This is a genomic window from Collinsella aerofaciens (assembly GCF_040915545.1).
Taxonomy (GTDB): Bacteria; Actinomycetota; Coriobacteriia; order Coriobacteriales; family Coriobacteriaceae; genus Collinsella; species Collinsella aerofaciens_BE.
Genome location: NZ_JBCPDH010000009.1, coordinates 20,529 through 37,243 on the forward strand (window position 1 = coordinate 20,529; position 16,715 = coordinate 37,243).

14 protein-coding genes are annotated in these 16,715 nt (G+C 61.5%); 9 read left to right on the top strand and 5 right to left on the bottom strand.

Annotation, left to right across the window (positions count from 1 at the left end; all coding sequences use genetic code 11):
• The 4 genes from AB5202_RS04585 (at position 1) to AB5202_RS04600 (ending at position 2,320) form a co-directional block, all read left to right on the top strand.
• On the top strand, positions 1-918 hold the full coding sequence (locus AB5202_RS04585; RefSeq protein WP_368143760.1) for a tetratricopeptide repeat protein: 918 nt from the start codon (positions 1-3) through the stop codon (positions 916-918).
• Positions 908-1,378, top strand: coding sequence for an SsrA-binding protein SmpB (gene smpB / locus AB5202_RS04590; RefSeq protein WP_006235325.1), 471 nt, complete (start codon positions 908-910; stop codon positions 1,376-1,378). Before AB5202_RS04585 ends, smpB begins: the two co-directional genes overlap by 11 nt.
• Before the next feature lie 206 nt (positions 1,379-1,584).
• A complete protein-coding gene (locus AB5202_RS04595) occupies positions 1,585-2,088 on the top strand; it encodes a flavin reductase family protein (RefSeq protein ID WP_368143761.1) in 504 nt (167 codons plus the stop codon).
• 88 nt (positions 2,089-2,176) lie between these two features.
• On the top strand, positions 2,177-2,320 hold the full coding sequence (locus AB5202_RS04600) for a rubredoxin-like domain-containing protein (protein ID WP_006235327.1): 144 nt from the start codon (positions 2,177-2,179) through the stop codon (positions 2,318-2,320).
• A 153-nt stretch (positions 2,321-2,473) separates the two neighbouring features.
• Here the strand turns inward: AB5202_RS04600 and AB5202_RS04605 are convergent, their stop codons facing one another.
• The gene (locus tag AB5202_RS04605) at positions 2,474-3,730 is read right to left on the bottom strand and encodes an Nramp family divalent metal transporter (protein WP_368143762.1); all 1,257 of its coding nucleotides are present in this window, start codon (positions 3,728-3,730) and stop codon (positions 2,474-2,476) included.
• Positions 3,731-3,803: 73 nt separating this feature from the next.
• Positions 3,804-4,577, bottom strand: coding sequence for a 2,3-diphosphoglycerate-dependent phosphoglycerate mutase (gene gpmA, locus AB5202_RS04610; RefSeq protein WP_368143763.1), 774 nt, complete (start codon positions 4,575-4,577; stop codon positions 3,804-3,806).
• Between the two features lie 539 nt (positions 4,578-5,116).
• On the opposite strand from gpmA, the gene gltB reads away from it, so the two are divergent.
• From gltB to AB5202_RS04635, 5 genes are all read left to right on the top strand, one after another.
• Positions 5,117-9,814 carry a glutamate synthase large subunit gene (gene gltB, locus AB5202_RS04615; RefSeq protein WP_368143764.1) on the top strand — a complete coding sequence of 1,566 codons (4,698 nt, stop codon included), beginning with the start codon at positions 5,117-5,119 and terminating at the stop codon, positions 9,812-9,814.
• Positions 9,815-9,819: 5 nt separating this feature from the next.
• A complete protein-coding gene (locus tag AB5202_RS04620; protein WP_368143765.1) occupies positions 9,820-11,301 on the top strand; it encodes a glutamate synthase subunit beta in 1,482 nt (493 codons plus the stop codon).
• 365 nt (positions 11,302-11,666) lie between these two features.
• Entirely contained in the window at positions 11,667-12,374 is a 708-nt protein-coding gene (locus tag AB5202_RS04625) for a hypothetical protein (protein ID WP_368143766.1), read from the top strand.
• A gap of 198 nt (positions 12,375-12,572) precedes the next feature.
• On the top strand, positions 12,573-13,649 hold the full coding sequence (locus AB5202_RS04630; protein ID WP_368143767.1) for a hypothetical protein: 1,077 nt from the start codon (positions 12,573-12,575) through the stop codon (positions 13,647-13,649).
• Between the two features lie 326 nt (positions 13,650-13,975).
• Positions 13,976-15,346, top strand: a complete 1,371-nt coding sequence (locus AB5202_RS04635) for an amidohydrolase family protein (protein WP_368143768.1) — start codon at positions 13,976-13,978, stop codon at positions 15,344-15,346.
• A gap of 106 nt (positions 15,347-15,452) precedes the next feature.
• Here AB5202_RS04635 and AB5202_RS04640 read toward each other — a convergent pair whose 3' ends face one another.
• From AB5202_RS04640 to AB5202_RS04650, 3 genes are all read right to left on the bottom strand, one after another.
• Positions 15,453-15,956, bottom strand: coding sequence for a hypothetical protein (locus AB5202_RS04640; protein ID WP_368143769.1), 504 nt, complete (start codon positions 15,954-15,956; stop codon positions 15,453-15,455).
• 116 nt (positions 15,957-16,072) lie between these two features.
• Positions 16,073-16,342 (bottom strand): metal-sensing transcriptional repressor, encoded by a 270-nt coding sequence (locus AB5202_RS04645; RefSeq protein ID WP_229071458.1) that lies wholly within the window; start codon positions 16,340-16,342, stop codon positions 16,073-16,075.
• 51 nt (positions 16,343-16,393) lie between these two features.
• Entirely contained in the window at positions 16,394-16,615 is a 222-nt protein-coding gene (locus AB5202_RS04650) for a heavy-metal-associated domain-containing protein (protein ID WP_117786548.1), read from the bottom strand.
• Positions 16,616-16,715: the final 100 nt, after the last annotated feature.

Below are 16,715 nucleotides of genomic sequence, written 5' to 3' on the forward strand. Positions count from 1 at the left end.
ATGGATCTGCCCATCAGCTTGCAAGACATCACGTATGCCGAGAACTATCTGGCGCAGGGCGACCTGGCTACGGCGACGCCGCTGCTGGAGCGTCTGGTGGAGCTCGCCGAGGAGTATATCGACGCTGAGTGCAAGACGGAGGAGAAGCGTCAATACTTTAGCTTCGATAGCAAGTTTGAGCGCTTGGCCTATCGCCGCGTGGAGAAGGATCCACGCGAGCTCGTGCAGGTCGAGGTGCCGTTTGACCGCCTGTACTCTGACATGGCGTTTGCCTACATTCGCCAGCAGGATTATGTGAGCGCTCGTAATGCCCTGATGCAGGCTGTGCGTTGGGACCCCATGAACTGCAACTATCGCTTGGATTTGGCCGAGCTGTTCCGCGCACTCGAGGACAAGCAGGAATGGGCATCGCTCTCGTTCTCGGTGCTGGAGCGTGCAAGTGATGGCAAGTGCGCCGCCCGTGCTTACGCCAATCTAGGTCAGTACTTCTTGGAGCCCGAGACCGAGAACGTTTCGGCTGCCGTGGGCTGCGCGCGTCTGGCGCTGCGCCTGGCGCCCAACGATGCGCATACGACGCGCCTGCTCAACAAGATCCATACCACCTATCCGGATGCCGCCGATGAGAGCGACGAGCACGTGATGGGCGAGCTGGCCCTGCAAGGCGTGCCGACCTCGCCTTCGGCTGAGATTGCCATTTGCCTGATCATGTGTGCGACCGATGCTGCGAGCGACGGCGACAAGCAGGAGGCTACGCGTCTGACGGTCCGTGCCCGCGACCTGGTGGGCGAGGAGGCATGCGCGGCGATCATTAAGCTGGTGCGCGAGAGCGACGCCGAGCTTAACGCTGAGCACAAGGCAAAGCGCGATGTCGCGAACAAGAACGCCGATGGTGCCGAGGAGGTCGGCGATGCCCAGTAAGCGTGAACGCAAGCTCATTTCCAAGAATCGTTCGGCGCATCACGAGTACTTTATCGATGAGACGTTTGAGTGCGGTATTGAGCTGAGCGGCACCGAGGTCAAGTCGATTCGCGAGCGTGCCTGTCAGATCACTGACACTTTTGCGCTGATTCGTGGCGGCGAGTGCTGGCTCGTCGGACTGCATATCCACCCTTATAGCCATGGTGGCGTGTGGAACCGCGACCCCGACCGTCGGCGTCGTCTGCTGCTGCACCGCAAGGAGATCGACTTTCTTGACGGCAAACTTCGAAACCGTGGTTATGCGCTGGTTCCGTTGGAGCTCTACTTTAATACCGACGGCCGCGTAAAGCTGCTGCTGGGTCTGGGTCGCGGCAAGAAACTCTACGACAAGCGCGAGGACATGGCCAAGCGTGATGTCCAACGCGAGATCGACCGCGCCCTCAAGGAGCGCAACCGCTGACCACCCTTCATAAGTTGCGGTGGAATACGGACTGTTTTGCCTGTTTGAGGGGCTATTCAGTCCCTATTTCACCGCAACTGCGGGCGTCTCATCTTGCTTACTGTTTTTACACATATGTCTTAAAGGCGGCGTCCGTTATGGGTGCCGCCTTTTTTGTGGGTACATACATCCATGAGGTTCCAACCTGAGCTAGGGGAGTGAGCGTTATGGACAAAACTGCGTTCTTTACGATGCCGAGCGGCCTGTATGTGGTGAGCGCCGCGGCCGACGGACTGCGCTCCGGCTGCGTCATCAACACGGCGGTGCAGGTGACGTCCGCCCCGCCGCGCGTCTCGGTTGCCGTGAATAAGGACAACGTCACCTCGGGTGTCATTACCGCGGCCAAGGCGTTCGCACTGACCGTAATCGACCAGACGGCCGATATGCTCTACATCGGTAACTTTGGGTTCCGCACCAGCAGCGATTATGACAAGTTTGTCAAGTACGAGACCCACGAGACCGCGCTGGGCATGCCCTATGTGTCCGAGCACGCGGCGGCCTTGTTTAGCTGTCGTTTGATTGATACCGTGGACGTGGGCACGCACCTGCTCTTTATCGGCGAGGTGGAGGATGCCGAGCGCTTGAGCGGCGAGACCCCGCTGACCTATGACTACTATCACAAGGTCTTGAAGGGCAAGACGCCGCCCAAAGCCTCGTCGTATCAAGGCTAGAAATGTTCTAAAAATACTTGCATTATATTATTGAGAATATATACTAATAAGCAAGTACACCAGCAGTCACGTTCGAGAGGAGAACATCATGGCTGAGGAGAAGAAGACGTATAAGTTTGTGTGCACCGTTTGCGGCTACGAGGTTGAGGTCGACACGCCCGAGCTGCCCGAGGACTACGTATGCCCGGTCTGCGGCGTCGGCCCCGATGAGTTTGAGCTCGTCGAGGAGTAACTCGTAGACACACGGTGATTAGCCATACAGAGCTCTGTCCAAGGGTCCCGGCTGGATATTCCGGCCGGGACCCTTTTGATTTATCTGACGGTTTAAAACGGTCTCACGTTTTACAGATTGAGACGTTATATCTGGACAGTCACGCCATCTCAATTACATTCCCGTTAGCAGCACGATGTCGAGAATCGTCACGATGACGCCGATCCCTACGAGCAGCGCGTTGAGCGGGCGCGAGTTGGCGTATTTGCCCATGACGCGGCGTGAGCTGGTGAGCCGTATGAGCACAAAGACCGTAATCGGCAGCTGAAGCGACAGCAGTGCCTGGCTCCAGATGAGACCTTCAAAAGGATTTGGGACGACCAGACACGCCGCCACTGCGCCGGCGAAACAGGCCGCTACTCCGATCGAGGAATGTCGGTCGTGGATGTCGTATTCCTCGTCGAACATGCCCGCGGTGATGGTTCCCGCCGCCATGCCCGCTGTCACACTGCTCGAGAGGCCCGCGAACAGCAGCGCCACGGCAAAGATGGTCGAGCTCGCCGGGCCCAAGATGGGGGAGAGCGTGGCCGCTGCGACGGCGAGGTCGTCTACGACTATGCCGTGCGCAAAGAAGGTCGTTGCGGCCAGGATGACCATGGCCGAGTTGATTGCCCAGCCCACGCCCATCGAAAAGAGCGTGTCAAAGAGCTCGTAGCGCAGACGCTCCTCGATAACTTGCTCGCCTTGGCCTTCGAAGTGCATGGATTGGATGACCTCGGAGTGCAGAAAGAGATTGTGCGGCATGACGACCGCCCCCAGGACACTCACGATAATCGCGGCAGAGCCAGTGGGCATACTAGGCGTGATCCAGCTTGCGGCGGCTTGCGTCCAGTCGACCTTGACTAGTGCAAGCTCGGCCAAAAACGAGAGTCCTACCACGCCTACGAAGGCGATGATCCAGCGCTCGGCACGCTTGTAGGAGTTCGTCATGAGCATCGCCATCGATACTGACGCCACGATGACGCAGCCCGCACGCACGGGCAGCCCAAAGAGCATTTGAAGGGCAATCGCGCCGCCCAGGACCTCAGCCATGGCGGTGGCGATGGTCGCGAGATAGGCACTGCCGAGCACCGCGCGTCCCACGATGCGGGGGAGAAAGCGGGTCGTGGCCTCGGCAAGGCAGGCGCCCGTGGCGATGCCCAGGTGTGCAGCGTTGTGCTGCAGCACAATGAGCATAATCGTGGACAGCGTGACGATCCACAGCAGCGCGTAGCCAAACTGCGAGCCCGCGGCCATATTGGAGGCCCAGTTGCCCGGATCGATAAAGCCGACGGTCACGAGCAGCCCGGGGCCGATATGCCGCGCAATGTCTAGGCCTCCGTGGCCACCGGTGCGCCGGGAGCCAAAGTGTTGTTTGAGATGGTTGATCATGGTCGGTTCCTGCATAGGGGGCAGCGCGGCGCGCTTGGGTCATGCGGCGCCGCGCGCTCGGTTTAGGTTGGGGTTACTTACGCGCCTTGCCCTGGTTGGCCACGGCGTCAATCTTGGCGGCGATGGTTGCTGGGTCGCCGATGTAGCGCTTGTCGAGGACGTTGAAATCGGCATCGAAGGTGTAGACGAGCGGCACGCCGGTGGGGATGTTGACCTTGAGGATTTCCTCGGGCGTGAGGTGCTCGAACTTCATGACGAGCGAGCGCAGGGAGTTGCCGTGTGCGGCGATGAGTACGCGCTTGCCGGCGAGCATCTGGGGGCGAATCTCGTCTTCGAAATAAGGCCAGGCGCGGGCTATCGTGTCCTTGAGACACTCGGTATAGGGCAGCTGATCGGGCGCGACGTCGCGGTATTGCTCCTGGGTGTGGGGGTCGCGACTGTCGCCCGGCTCGAGTGCCGGCGGGCAGACATCGAAGGAACGGCGCCAGATGAGTACCTGCTCGTCGCCATGCTCCGCCGCGGCATCGGCCTTGTTGAGACCCTGCAGCGCGCCGTAGTGGCGCTCGTTGAGCTTCCAGGATTTGATGACGGGCAGCCACTCGCGATCCATCTGGCCGAGCACGATGTTGAGGGTGTGAATTGCGCGCTTGAGACGCGAGGTGTAGCAGACGTCAAAGTCGAAACCGGCTTCCTTGAGGGCGCGGCCGCCTGCCGCCGCTTCTTCGCGGCCCGTGTCGGTGAGTTCTACGTCGGTCCAGCCGGTGAACAGGTTGAGCTTGTTCCACTCGGATTCTCCGTGACGGATAAGGACGAGTTGCATCGTCTGCTGGTCTGCTTGGTGCGCCATAGGGGCCTCCTTGATCTGGCACGGTGTGCGTGCCGTTTGCTTGACGCCGCAAAGGATACCCGTTTTAGGCTAAAAAGTTAACCAAGACTAACAAAATTGTTGTATTTGAATAGGATGGTGAAAGGGAGCTGCCGAAATGTCTTGATCTGTAACGACTAGGGATGGAAATTGGGCCTAGGTGTTACAGATCAAGACAGGAAGAAATGGTCCTATGGAACATCTCGATTTGTAACAGTTAGCTGCAAAAATCGGCCCTTCATGTTACAGATCGAGACAAACCAAAACCGTCCTGCAGAAAATCTCAATCTGTAACATCTAAGCGCCAAAATCGGCTCCTCCTGTTACAGATTGAGATGTTTGAAGCGGTGGGCTGACGGGCCGAACCTGGGGCCCTTGTTGTCGTCCTTGAGCTCGGCGGCACCCACTCGCAGGGCGCGCGTTACGCGATTGTTTCGAAACGGGTGGGAAACACAACGGGCCGGCGATGCTCCTAGTATCCCTATTCAACTGACTGTCTAAATATCTAGGGGAGGATCGCGATGCAGGCAGATTCCGCTCAGCAGCAGGGCCTTTATCGCCCCGAATTCGACCACGATGCATGTGGCATCGGCGCGCTTGCCGATATCAACGGTGAGCGTCATCACCAGATTCTGGACGATGCGCTGTCCATTCTGGTCAACTTGGAGCACCGCGGCGGCACCGGACTCGAGAAGAACACCGGCGACGGCGCCGGAATCCTGTTCCAGGTTCCGCATCATTTTTTCCGCAAAGAGGCTCAAAAGTGCGGCCAGATTCTGCCGGCAGAGGGCGACTATGGCGTGGCCATGCTGTTCTTCCCGCAGGACGACAAGGGCGTAGAGGATGCCCGCCGCGTGTTTGAGGAGGGCTGCGCCGAGGCCGGCGTGCCGCTGCTTTTTTGGCGCGAGGTGCCGGTCGACCCGCACGATTTGGGCGAGACGGCCCGCGCCTGCATGCCCACCATCTTGCAGGCCTTCCTGGGCCGTCCGGACGACACGCCCGCCGGCGATGCCTTCGAGCGTCGTCTGTACGTGTGCCGCCGCACCATCGAGAAGAAGGCCGACGTCGAGTTTGCCCTGCGCGACAAGATCTTCTATGTGTGCTCCATGAGCTCGCGCACCATCGTGTACAAGGGTATGCTGGTCGCCACGCAGATGCGCCGCTTCTTCATCGATCTCAACGACGCCGCCGTCAAGACGGCCGTGGCGCTCGTCCACTCGCGCTACTCCACCAACACCACGCCCAGCTGGGAACGCGCGCACCCCAACCGTTATATCATCCATAACGGCGAGATCAATACCCTCAAGGGCAACGTCAACTGGATCCGCGCCCGCGAGCCCAACCTGTACAGCCCCGTGCTGCAGCACGATCTTGAGCGCGTGATGCCCATCATCAACCGCGAGGGTTCCGACTCCGCGATTCTGGATAACGTGCTCGAATTTTTGGTCATGAACGGTCGCCCGCTCACGCGTGCCGCGTCCATGCTGCTGCCCGAGCCGTGGGACCACAACGACAGCCTGAGTGAGGAGCGCCGCGCCTACGACGCTTACCAGTCCATGCTCATGGAGCCGTGGGATGGCCCGGCGGCCATCGCCTTTACCGACGGTCGCACGCTGGGTGCCGCCCTCGACCGTAACGGCCTGCGTCCCGCCCGCTACTATGTGACGCGCGACGGTCGCTTTATGCTGGCGAGCGAGGTGGGCACCATCGAGGTGAGCCCCGAGAACATCCTGACGAGCGGCTGCCTGGGACCGGGCCAGATGCTCGAGGTCGACTTTGCCCGCGGGCGCGTCATCTACAACGATGAGCTGCGTGCCCGTTACGCCAAGGAAAAGCCCTATCGCGACTGGATCGCCGAGGAGACGCTGACCGTCGACGCGCTCGACAAGCTCGTCGCGCCCGCGCCCGCCGAGGATACCGAGGTGCCCGCCGCCGTGCGTATGGCCAAGCTCGGGTATCACTGGGATGATGTTGACGAAGTCGTGCGTCCCATGGCCCAGCAGGGCAAGGCCCCGCTCGCCTCGATGGGCATCGATGCGCCGCTGGCCTGCCTGTCCAAGAAGACGCGTTCGTTCTTCGACTACTTCTATCAGCTGTTCGCTCAGGTCACGAACCCGCCGATCGACGCTCTTCGCGAGCATATGGTCACCTCGACCACGCTCTACCTGGGTAACCACGGCAACCTGCTCGAGGACTCCCGTACGGCCTGTCAGCTGGTGCGCCTGGAGCGTCCGCTGCTGAGCGAGGAGGAGTTCGAGCGTATCTGCGCCATCGACCGCGTGGGCTTTAAGACCCGCCGTTTCCGTGCCGTCTACCGCCGCGATGCCGGCGAGGGTGCGCTGCAGGCTGCGCTCAAGCAGCTTGCAGAGGACGTTGAGGCCGCGGTCCGCGACGGCGTGAACATCGTGGTGTTGAGCGATCGCGCCGGAGCGGGCGAGGTGCCCGTGCCGTCGCTGCTCGCCGTGGGCTGCGTGCACAACCACCTGATCCGCGCCGGCGTGCGTACCTTTGCCGACATCGTGGTGGAGTGTGGCGACGCCGTGTCCCCGCACGACTTTGCGGCGCTGGTGGGCTATTCCGCGAGCGGTATCTATCCGTACAACGCGCATGCGTGCATCCGCGACTTGGCGGCGCACGGCGATCTGGACGTGACAGCCGAGCAGGGCATCGCCAACTACAACAAGGCCGCGACGGCGGGCATCGTCTCCATCATGTCCAAGATGGGCATCTCCACGGTGCAGAGCTACCACTCCGCGCAAATCTTTGAGGCCGTCGGCTTTACGCCGGAGTTCGTCAACGCGTACTTCGCCGGCACGGTGAGCCGTGTGGGCGGTATGGGTGTCGAGGACGTTGAGCGCGAGCAGAATGAGCGTTACGACGCCGCGCTCGCTATCCTTAAGAGCCCGGCCCCCGATCAGGTGCCCACGCTGGGCCTGACCAAGTGGCGTCCGCTCGGCGGCGAGGATCACCTCATCGATCCGCAGACTGTCTACTTGCTGCAGACCGCCTGCCGTGAGGACAGCTACGACATCTTTAAGGAGTACAGCGCCCGCCTGCACCGCACTGGCCGCGCCGTGCGCCTGCGCGACCTGTTGGACTTTGATGCCAGCGGCCGCACTCCGGTGGCGCTCGACGAGGTCGAGCCTGCGCTCAACATCGTCCGCCGCTTTAACACCGGCGCCATGTCGTATGGCTCTATTAGCAAAGAGGCACACGAGTGCATGGCCATCGCCATGAACCGCCTGCACGGCCGTTCCAACTCCGGCGAGGGCGGTGAGGATCCGCGTCGCGAGACCCCGCTGGCTAACGGTGACTCCAAGAACTCCGCTATTAAACAGGTAGCAAGCGCGCGCTTTGGCGTGACGAGCCGCTACCTGTGCAGTGCCTTCGAGATTCAGATCAAGATGGCCCAGGGCGCCAAGCCCGGCGAGGGTGGCCACCTGCCCGGCAAGAAGGTCTACCCCTGGATCGCCGAGGTCCGTCAGTCCACGCCCGGCATCGGCCTGATCTCGCCTCCGCCGCACCACGACATCTACTCCATCGAGGACCTGGCAGAGTTGATCTTTGACCTTAAGAACGCCAACCCTGGCGCGCGCGTGTCGGTCAAGCTGGTCAGCGAGGCCGGCGTCGGCACCATTGCTACCGGTGTGGCAAAGGGTGCCGCCGACAAGATTTTGATCAGCGGCCACAACGGCGGCTCGGGTGCCGCTGCGCGCGATTCCATTTGGCACGCCGGCCTGCCGCTGGAGCTCGGTCTTGCCGAGGCCCAGCAAACGCTGCTGCAAAACGGCCTTCGCTCCCGCGTGGTGCTCGAGGCCGACGGCAAGCTCATGGACGGCACCGATGTTGCCGTCGCCTGCTTGCTGGGCGCCGAGGAGTTTGGCTTTGCGACCATGCCGCTCATCTCCATGGGTTGCCTCATGCAGCGCGACTGCCAGCAGGATACCTGCCCGGCCGGCATCGCGACGCAAAATTGCCGTCTGCGTCGCGGCTTCCGCGGTAAGCCCGAGCACGTTGAGCACTTTATGCTCTTTGTTGCCGAGCAGTTGCGCGAGGTCATGGCGAGCCTGGGCTTCCGCACCATCGACGAGATGGTCGGCCATCCCGAGTGCCTGCGCCAGATCGAGGTACCGGGCAACCGCAAAGCAAACCTGCTCGATCTGTCGCCCGTGCTGGCGAGCGCGACCTGCGAGTTCGGTGCTCATATTCCGGGCGCCGACGGTCGCCACTTCCTGCCGCAGATGTCCGCGGACAGTGAGCTCGACAAGACGCTCGACTCCACGTTGTTTGTGCCCTACACGGCCGACGCTCGCGCGCATCTGCGCCCGATTCGCTTCCGCGCTGATATCGCCAACGTCAACCGCTGCGTTGGCACCATCTTGGGCAACGCGGTGACCAAGGCGCATCCCGAGGGCCTGCCCGCCGGCTCCATCACCATCGATTGCGATGGTTCGGCCGGTCAGAGCTTTGGCGCCTTCCTGCCGCGCGGCATTACGCTCAACGTGTGCGGCGACGCTAACGATTACTTTGGCAAGGGCCTTTCGGGCGGAGAGGTATCGGTGCGCCCCAACCCGCATGCGACCTACAAGTTCGACGAGAACATCATCGTGGGCAACGTGGCGTTCTTTGGCGCCACGAGCGGCCGCGGCTTCATTAACGGTCTGGCAGGCCAGCGCTTTGCCGTACGCAACTCTGGTGCCACCGTGGTGGTCGAGGGCTGCGGCAACCATGGCTGCGAGTACATGACGGGTGGTCTGGCGCTCATCCTGGGCGAGGTCGGGCAGAACTTTGCCGCCGGCATGACGGGCGGCGTGGCCTATGTCTTTGACCAATACGGCACGCTCGACGCTCGCGTGAACCACGAGAGCGTGGAGCTCAAGGCCCCGACGGCCGACGAACTGGCGCAGATTCGTGCGCTCATCCAGGAGCACGTGGACGCGACGCAGAGCCCTCGCGGCATTAAGTTGCTCTACAGCTTCGAGACGATGAGCAAGCACTTTGTGAAGGTCATTCCGACCGAGTACGAGCGCGTGCTGGCGATTGTCGCCGCGGGCGAGGCTGTCGGCAAGACGCATGCGCAGGCCGAGGAGCTGGCGTTTGACATTGTGACCGGTCGCGCGAGTGCCGCGGATGTCGCGCGCTTTGATGTTGCGGGCGGTGCTGCGGGCGTTGCGTCCGTGGCTGCCAGCTCTGTTGCTTCGACCAAGAAGGAGGCGTAAGTGCCATGGGTAAGCCCGGTGCTTTTCTTGATATCGATCGCGTGACCCACGAGCTGCGCCCCGTGGAGGAGCGCAGCCATGATTTTGATCCGCTGTACGTGGAGCTCGATGACGATGCGCGTCGCGCCCAGGCGAGCCGCTGCATGATGTGCGGCGTGGCGTTTTGCCAGATGGGCGCGAGCTTTGGCAAGGCACGCCCGAGCGGCTGCCCGCTGCATAACCTGATTCCCGAGTGGAATGAGCTGGTGTACCGCGGCCGCTGGGACGAGGCTGCCGAGCGTCTGTCGCTCACCTCGCCCATGCCCGAGTTCACGAGTCGCGTGTGCCCGGCGCTGTGCGAGGCCGCGTGCAACTTGGGTTCGGTCGATGGCCAGCCCACGACGATCCATGACAACGAGCGTGCGATCAGCGACCATGAGTGGGTAAATGGCGGCCCGCGTCGCTTTGAGCCGGCAGGGGAGGGCGCGCCCACGGTTGCCGTGGTGGGCTCCGGTCCTGCTGGTCTGGTGGCAGCATGGGAGCTTGCGCGTCGAGGCGCCCGCGTGACGGTGTTTGAGCGCGACGACCGCCCGGGCGGTCTGCTCATGTACGGCATTCCCAACATGAAGCTCGAGAAGTCCGTGGTCGAGCGTCGCGTGGCGCTCATGCGCGAGCTGGGCATTGTGTTTGAGCTGGGTGCCGACGTGAACGATCCCAAGGTTGCCGCCAAGCTCGATGACTTTGACGCCGTCGTGGTGGCTGCCGGTGCTCGTGCGCCCCGCGGTCTTTCGGCTGCGAACGTGGATGCTCCGGGTGTGGTGTACGCGGTGGACTACCTGACGGCTTCGACCGTCTCGGTGCTCGATGGCGGCGAGCCCGCGGTGAACGCGCACGGTCTGGACGTCGTGGTCATTGGCGGCGGCGATACCGGCAACGACTGCGTGGGTACCGCCGTGCGTCAGGGCGCGCGCAGCGTGCGCCAGTTTGAGTTCTTGCCGGCTGCGCCCGATATGCGCACGGCGAGCAACCCCTGGCCGCAGTGGCCAAACGTTAAGAAGACCGACTACGGCCAGCAGGAGGCTATCGCTGCGATGGGTGGCGAGATGCGTGCCTGGGGCGTGGATACGCTCGAGGTGCTGCTGGACAAGAAGGGTGCGGCTGCGGGTCTGCGCGTGGTCGATCTGGACTGGTCGGCGGGAAAGCCCGAGCGCATCGCGGGCTCCGAGCACGAGGTGCCGGCGCAGCTGGTGCTCATCGCCTGCGGCTTTACGGGTCCCGAGCATGGCGTGTTCGATGCGGTGGGCGTGCCTGTTGCCACCGCTGGTCGTCCGCTGCCGGTGATGGCTGCCGAGGGCTCGCACCTCGCGGCTCGCACGGAGGGTGTCGCCGCGGATGCCGCGCCGGTGTATGTGGCCGGTGACGCCCGCAACGGCAGCTCGCTCGTTGTGAGTGCCATGGCCGATGCCCTGGCCTGCGCAGCCGAAGTCGCCGAGGCGCTGGAGCTGTAAAGTAGTCATTCAAGAACGTCCCCAACGACTAGTCATTGGGGACGTTCTTTTTTGTCTAGTCGTTGGGGCCACTCTTTGCGAGCGATTTGCTCGTTTATCGACGTACGGGTGTTCATTTGTCGACTTCTTGGGCTGTGATCACCTGTTGTTTCTGTGGTGGCTGCGGGCATCTGGCTCAAATGAGCGGGTTGGCTGTCTATGTCTACCTGCAGTTTCTTTGCGGTGCGCTCATTCGGTCAAGTGCCCCGTCAAGTGTTTTGTTAGCATCTGGTTTGCGGTCGAAGGCCTATTTTGCCCGCGCTTGCCTCGGTTGCCCACCCTCCTCGTAAGCTCAAATTGAGGTCCATCAGTTTGAGGAGGATGCCATGACTGACCAAGTTTTTGACCGAGCAGAGCTGGCCGAAGCCGTCGGCAACGATATTGCCGACATGGCTCACTTTTGGATGCTGCGGAAGTTTCAATTCCTGGAGCCGGCACGCGAGCAGTTCGAGATTATCGTCGATCCGTGGCTCAGCTATTGTGAGGAACCTTCTCAAAACGAAATCATGGCCTACAACATGGTGTTTACCGATTGGCTGCTGTTTGAGCGCCCCTATTACCACGGCAAGACGCTGTTGGAGCTGTATGTGGACGAGCCGCCAGCGTCAATTTCTCCTGCTTCGCTCGGGCGACTTAAGCAGGTGCGTGACACACAGTTTTTCTCGCGCTTTGGCATTTTGGACAAGGATTCCGCGACTGGCATGGTCGTGCTGAAGGACACGCGCACCGACCGTCGCTTTGACGTCTACGACCCACATATCGTGCAAAAGGAACATTGGAGCGACGGCGCGATTGCGGTACGCCTCGTCTGCGCTGACGATGTCTGGCTGACAGCGGGGCAGCTCTACCTGTATGACATCGCGCGCCTGAGCGATACGGCGGTCGACGGGCCGGGTGCGATGCATCCCGAGGACCTACAGGACGGTTTCGACACCTCGTGCATCAGCTTCTTTTTGCGCCTGGTCCGCGACATCATGGGCGCCCAGGGGCGGTACGTGAAGTCGCTCATTATTTACGAGCAGGAGTGGGAGTAGGGGGTGGGCAGTTGTCACCTGCCTTGCCTTCTGCCTTTCTGTCTTGATCTGTAACGTTTAGGGACAAAAAACCGGTCTACCTGTTACAGATTGAGACAAAGGTTGGACGCGGTGCCGAAAGATCTTGATCTGTAACATCTAGCGGCCAAAAATCGGTCTTCTTGTTACAGATCAAGACATTTGTCAGCGGAGGCAACGGTGACGACGTCCCATTTCTCCGATGTGGTGGTGATGGAAGTGTCTAATACCGTTTTAAAACACAAGCATACGACTCGCAACACGTTGGCGCGGAACAGGATGCTCGCGCGGCTCACAGAGGCGACCGAGCAAGGTGCGCTGCTCGCAACGCATGACAATACCGAGCTCATGTGGCTGCGACGCCATGTTGGAACCGACGATATCGCGGAGCCCGAGCCGTATTTGTTCTGCTTTCAGCATGATTGGGATGCGTTGACGCCGGCGGAGCGAGCGCTGCGGACTATTAAGGGCCTTGCAGAGTTTCATCCCGATTGGGCGTTTTGGGGCTATGACGCGGCGCTTTTGTGGGGTCTGGAGGTGCCGAATGATCTGCTCGGGCCGCGTTTTCTTGTTAAGACGGGTTGTTCGGTGACGTTGAGCGGCGGGTGCAGGTTGTTGCGCCCGCAGATGGCGGGTGCGCTCGAGCGTGTTGATGGCGTGCGGGTGACGTCGTTTTGGCGCACGGCGGAGGATTGCTTGCTGCGTGCGCCGTTCTCCTACGGGTTGGCGATTGCCGATTCTGCGCTGCGGGCGAAAGGCGTATCACGTGGGGATTTGTGCGAGCGCCTCCGTGCCGATTGCGAGGGCAGGCGAGGGTATCGCAGGGCACAGGTGATTGCGTCGTATGCGGACGGGTTGTCCGAAAACGGCGGCGAGTCTCGGTTCCGAGTGTTCTTTATTGCGTACGGCTTTCCGGTTCCGGAGCTGCAGGTGGAGTTTCGCGACCCGCTCGATCCGACCAGTGTGTTTCGCGTCGACTATTTTTGGCGGCTCGAGGACGGGACGTGCGTGATTGGCGAGCTCGATGGAAAGGGAAAGTATACCCTGCAGGATGGTGGGGATCGGGAATCGGTCGACCCATTCGTGGCAGAACGTCAGCGGGAGTCCCATCTGACGATGCTCGGCCACAAGGTGCTTCGGTTTACGTTTGATGAGCTCAAGAATCCGGGGAAGCTGGCTGAAAAGATGAGACTGGCGGGCATTCCGCAGCGGGTCGATCTGGCTGAGGAGTGGAGACGCCAGTGGCATGGGTGCTGAGGCGTGCGCCTGACGCGGATGTGGTTGTTCCTGCCGAGTTTATCTCGATCTGTAACAACAAGGGGCCGTTTGGCCTCGCAACTGTTACAGATCGAGACAGAAGGTTGGCTGCCGCTAAAAGATCTCGATCCGTAACATCTAACGGCCAAAATTCGACCCAACTGTTACAGAACGAGACGTTTGGCCCACACGGCTGGAGCATCGCCGTGCTGGCCTCTCTATCCTCACATCCTCCCTTTCTCCGTTAACCGATATGTTCGACTTTAGTCGCTGCATTAGGCGATAATGGACAAATGTTCAAGTTAATCGTGAGGGAGGAGCTCGATATGGCGACTACCGATCGTCCCACGTTGTTTATCAATGCGACCGTTCTGGATGGCTCGGAGCATATGGAGCCGCAGCCCGATATGGCCGTGGCCGTCGAGCGTGGCATCATCACCTGGATGGGACCGAGCGCTGTGGCCCAAGCTCCAGCGGGGGCCGAGGTCATCGACCTGGGCGGTGCGTATCTCATGCCGGGTCTCATCAATATGCACGTGCATCTGTGCGGTTCGGGCAGGCCGGTTTCGGCGGGCGATGCGGGCGCGCTGATGAAGAAGCTCGATAATCCCGTGGGGCGCGCCATCGTGCGCCATATCCTCAAGGGCAGCGCTCAGCAGCAGCTGGTAAGCGGCGTGACCACGGTGCGCGGCGCGGGCGACCCGCTGTTCGCCGACATCGCCGTGCGCAACGCCATCGACGCCGGCAAGTATCAGGGTCCGCGCCTGGTGGCGCCGGGAACGGGCGTCACGGTGCCGGGTGGTCACGGTGCGGGGCTGTTCGCGCAGGTCGCCAATACCCCCGGCGAGGCGGCCGAACAGGTGCGCGATCTGTATGCGCGCGGCGCTGACGTCATCAAGCTGTTCGTGACGGGCGGCGTGTTCGACGCGACCGAAGTGGGCGAGCCGGGCGTGCTGCGCATGCCGGTCGATGTCGCCGCGGCGGCGTGCAAGGCGGCGCACGAGGTTGGCCTTCCGGTCATGGCCCATGTCGAGAGTACCGAAGGTGTGAAGGCCGCGCTTCAGGCCGGCGTCGACACAATCGAGCACGGCGCTCCGATGACGCCTGAGATTCTGGAGCTGTACCGCGGCGCCGCGGGAACACAGCTCGAGGGACGCGCGCCGAGCGTGACCTGCACGATTAGTCCGGCGCTGCCGTTTGTGCTGCTCGATCCGGAAAAGACCCGTTCGACCGACACGCAAAAGAAGAACGGCGACATCGTGTGCTCGGGCATTATCGAGAGTGCTCGTGCCGCCCTGGATGCAGGCGTTAAGGTGGGCCTGGGCACGGATTCGAGCTGCCCGTTCGTGACGCAGTACGACATGTGGCGCGAGGTGGTCTATTTTGCCAAGTACGTGGGCGTGAGCAATGCCTTTGCACTGCACACGGCTACGCAGGTCAATGCTGAGCTACTGGGGCTGGGCGGCGAGACCGGTACGATCGAGTGCGGCAAGACGGCCGACATTTTGGTGACGCGCGAGAACCCGCTCGATGACCTGCGCGCTCTGCGTGAGCCGATGCACGTGATGTGCCGTGGCGATCTGGTGCGCAAGCTCAAGGTGAAGCGCATTCCCGAGGTTGACGCCGAGCTCGACACGATTATGGCCATGCCGGCAGAAGCCCTGGCAGAGGAGCTCGCTCGCGATGGCGTAGCGTAGGCGCTGGTGTGACGGGGCAACAGCTTTATCGAATGATGTCGCCCCATGCAAAAAGCCGGGGTCTCAACACGAGGCCTCGGCTTTTAGTATTCCTATGGTGTAGATGCTATGAGCGCGTTTCCATCTTAGCGTGGCACTTGGGGCAGGTGACGCGGATTTTGCCCTTGCCCTTGGGGACGGACAGCATCTGGCCGCAGTTGGGGCACTTGAGGTAGGCCGTGGTCTTGCGGCCCTTCCACATCTTCTTTGCCGTGCGCTTGGCACGCTCAAAGTCTTCCTTGCTCGTTCCAGCTGCGCGCGAGGCGCTGGCCGCTGCAGTTCCGCCGCCCAGGCTGGCCACGAACTTGCCCAGGCAGGGGACGTTGGCAGTCGCGGCAACGAAGGCATCATTTTCCTTGCGGCGCGCGTCGATGTTTTTGGACAGGCCGCGCAGCACGCCGAGTGCGATTACGGCGATGGCGATCCAGCTGAGCCACTGGATACGGGCCATCGATCCGACCATCGCGAAAATAATTCCTTTGAAGCCCAGCACGATGGTGAGTTCATCGGCGCCGTTGCGACCCTTCATAAAGTCATTCATGCGAATTGCCTTTCGTTCGATATGCTGCACGCCTTTATACCCCTTTTGGTGCATTGGGGACGGGTTAATCTGCACCAAGGTGGTGCAAACGTACCTGTCCCCGGAACACCAAGACGGTGCAAAGAAGTTTGTTCCCAATGCACCAATTACTTGGCGAGCTTGTCGACGACGCGTTCGATCTCGGCGAGCTTGGCGGCTTTGAGCTCCTCGTCACCCGATTCGATGGCCGACGCGACGCATCCCTCGATGTGAGCCTTGAGCACATCGGCGTTGATGCGGGCGATGAGTGCCTGCGTGGCCATGAGCTGCGTGGAGATGTCGACGCAGTAACGGTCCTCCTCCACCATTCGCAGGATGCCGTCGATTTGCCCGCGCGCCGTCTTGAGCATGCGAGTCACCGATTTGTGGTCTGCCATCATGGCGGGTCCTCGTTTCTGGTCGATGGGGTCGAATGCCTCTGGTGGCTGCTACGCAGCGGTCACAGACAGGGCGTGGAACTTCTCGCCCGCGCCCTCGACGGCGTCGGCGAGCTGCTCGGCGGTCACGGTGTCGGCGCACTCTACCTGGACGGTTTGGGTCTCGTGATCGGCGTCGGCATCGGTCACGCCTGCTACGCTGAGCAGCGCGGTCTCGACAGTAGCGTCGCAGTGGCCGCACATAAGGCCGGAAGTCTTAATTGTGTAACGCATGGGTATTCCTCTCTGTTATGTCGGCTTTCCCAGGCACCCGACCTTGACCTTCAAGCCGTCGCTCGCGTACCAAAGTACGCGTCGCTCCTCTTTCAGGTCA

Bases quoted from the DNA above. Each gene is read 5' to 3' on its own strand.
- AB5202_RS04585 (WP_368143760.1), top strand. From the start codon at position 1: ATGGATCTGCCCATCAGCTTGCAAGACATCACGTATGCCGAGAACTAT.
- smpB (WP_006235325.1), top strand. From the start codon at position 908: ATGCCCAGTAAGCGTGAACGCAAGCTCATTTCCAAGAATCGTTCGGCG.
- AB5202_RS04595 (WP_368143761.1), top strand. From the start codon at position 1,585: ATGGACAAAACTGCGTTCTTTACGATGCCGAGCGGCCTGTATGTGGTG.
- AB5202_RS04600 (WP_006235327.1), top strand. From the start codon at position 2,177: ATGGCTGAGGAGAAGAAGACGTATAAGTTTGTGTGCACCGTTTGCGGC.
- AB5202_RS04605 (WP_368143762.1), bottom strand. From the start codon at position 3,730: ATGATCAACCATCTCAAACAACACTTTGGCTCCCGGCGCACCGGTGGC.
- gpmA (WP_368143763.1), bottom strand. From the start codon at position 4,577: ATGGCGCACCAAGCAGACCAGCAGACGATGCAACTCGTCCTTATCCGT.
- gltB (WP_368143764.1), top strand. From the start codon at position 5,117: ATGCAGGCAGATTCCGCTCAGCAGCAGGGCCTTTATCGCCCCGAATTC.
- AB5202_RS04620 (WP_368143765.1), top strand. From the start codon at position 9,820: ATGGGTAAGCCCGGTGCTTTTCTTGATATCGATCGCGTGACCCACGAG.
- AB5202_RS04625 (WP_368143766.1), top strand. From the start codon at position 11,667: ATGACTGACCAAGTTTTTGACCGAGCAGAGCTGGCCGAAGCCGTCGGC.
- AB5202_RS04635 (WP_368143768.1), top strand. From the start codon at position 13,976: ATGGCGACTACCGATCGTCCCACGTTGTTTATCAATGCGACCGTTCTG.
- AB5202_RS04645 (WP_229071458.1), bottom strand. From the start codon at position 16,342: ATGGCAGACCACAAATCGGTGACTCGCATGCTCAAGACGGCGCGCGGG.
- AB5202_RS04650 (WP_117786548.1), bottom strand. From the start codon at position 16,615: ATGCGTTACACAATTAAGACTTCCGGCCTTATGTGCGGCCACTGCGAC.